Origin of the sequence: Mobilisporobacter senegalensis (assembly GCF_003752155.1) — a bacterium.
GTDB lineage: Bacteria > Bacillota > Clostridia > Lachnospirales > Lachnospiraceae > Mobilisporobacter > Mobilisporobacter senegalensis.
This window is the reverse complement of record NZ_RJVG01000026.1, coordinates 1-1,541: the sequence shown is the minus strand read 5'-3', so window position 1 is coordinate 1,541 and position 1,541 is coordinate 1. Positions and strand designations below refer to the sequence as shown.

The window sequence follows — 1,541 nt, the reverse complement described above, 5'->3', positions numbered from 1 at the left end:
ACAGGAGACCAACTATGAATAGTCAATAGAAAAATTAAAGTTTTTTCAAGAATCTTTGAACTAAAAAAGTGTATAGTAAACAAAGCATCAAAAGGTGCTTTCTAAAAATTAAATATAGTTGATAGGTAAGTCTATGATAAATTAAATGAGACATTATCAGTCATCATTTTATGAATGACACGAACCAATTTATGTGCTACGTGCCCTAGAGCATTGTAATGTCGGCGTCCCTGTGATATTTTCAAATCATAATAATCTTTGAATGTTTGATTAACTAAGGTTGCTTGCCATGCAGCATTGATTAATGCATAACGGAGTAGTTTAGAGCCTCGTTTGGACATTCTTGTTCTTGCAGCATTGAAGTTACCAGATTGATACACGGAAGGATCTAAACCAGCATAGGCAAGAAGTTGACAAGGTTTTTCAAAACGAGTGATATCACCGATTTCGCCAATAATCATTGCACCATTAAGCGAGCCGATGCCAGGAATGGTTTTAATGACGGAATTCATCTTATTCATGACTTCTTGAATTGATGATTCAACTTCGGCAAGCTGTTCAGTATACATCTCAATCTGCTGTATAGATTGCAAAATCTGCAAAGATAGTGTAGAATTTTTTATACCGACAGATTGTGATGCAAGCTCTTTTAAACGTACAGCATTAGACTGGTTAAAGTGTCCGTGAGAGGACTTAGATAAAAGGTTGGTAAGCCTTGTGAGATGCATTTTCGCAATTCTGTCGGGATTTGGTTGCTCTTTTAACAGAGCATAACAGGTTTTTCCATGAATACCAGATTTGAAGAAATACTGGAGTTCAGGAAATAATAAATCCACATAAGTCACAAGTTGAATTTTCACCTTTGTCCTTGCCTTCATAAGTTTTTGACGGAAGCGACAAAGGTTTTTTAATTGCAGAGAATCGTAGTCACGTTCCGAAAATAAACGATAGTGATTTAAGGTCAGAGCCTTGATGATAAGATAAGTATCCAGAGAATCAGTTTTGGTTTTGCGGATGTTAGATTTCCTAAGAGAGGAAGTTTGGATGGGATTAATAATACAAACCTGAAAGCCTCTTGTAAAAAGAAAACTGGTAAGGTTTTCCGCATAATGAGCGGTAGATTCCATGCCAATAAAAGTTTCTTCCTTAAAAAAAGGAACAAGGTGTTTAAGCAAGTTTTGAAACCCGTTGTGATCATTAGAAAAAGCAAATGGATCTACGAGGATTTCACCATCAGAGTTCATGATGGATGCATAGTGGGTTTGCTTGGCGATATCAATGCCAACATAAATCATAAGACCAACTCCTTTGTAAATAATCACTGTGTTTGTCCACCTAGTTTTATCATCATAAACTTGCGTGACATGAAAGTTCAAAGACTTATCCAACTATAAATGATTCAGATAAAACTGTGGCAATACACTCCTGCAAATAGTCAAAGCTATAGGGTTTTATAAAAAGTCCACAGTGTTACTATTAATTATAACAAAATTGAGAAAGGAGCGTATTGATGTATTTCAGTATAAATACATCATACAAGG

1 protein-coding gene is annotated in these 1,541 nt (G+C 35.4%); it reads right to left on the bottom strand.

Features of this window, described 5'->3' with window-relative positions; all coding sequences use genetic code 11:
• Positions 1 to 131: 131 nt before the first annotated feature.
• On the bottom strand, positions 132 to 1,295 hold the full coding sequence (locus EDD66_RS18250) for an IS110 family RNA-guided transposase (protein ID WP_123611028.1): 1,164 nt from the start codon (positions 1,293 to 1,295) through the stop codon (positions 132 to 134).
• Positions 1,296 to 1,541 lie beyond the last annotated feature (246 nt).

What these genes read in the sequence shown, in the direction of transcription:
- EDD66_RS18250 (WP_123611028.1), bottom strand. Translation starts at nt 1,295, where the DNA reads ATGATTTATGTTGGCATTGATATCGCCAAGCAAACCCACTATGCATCC.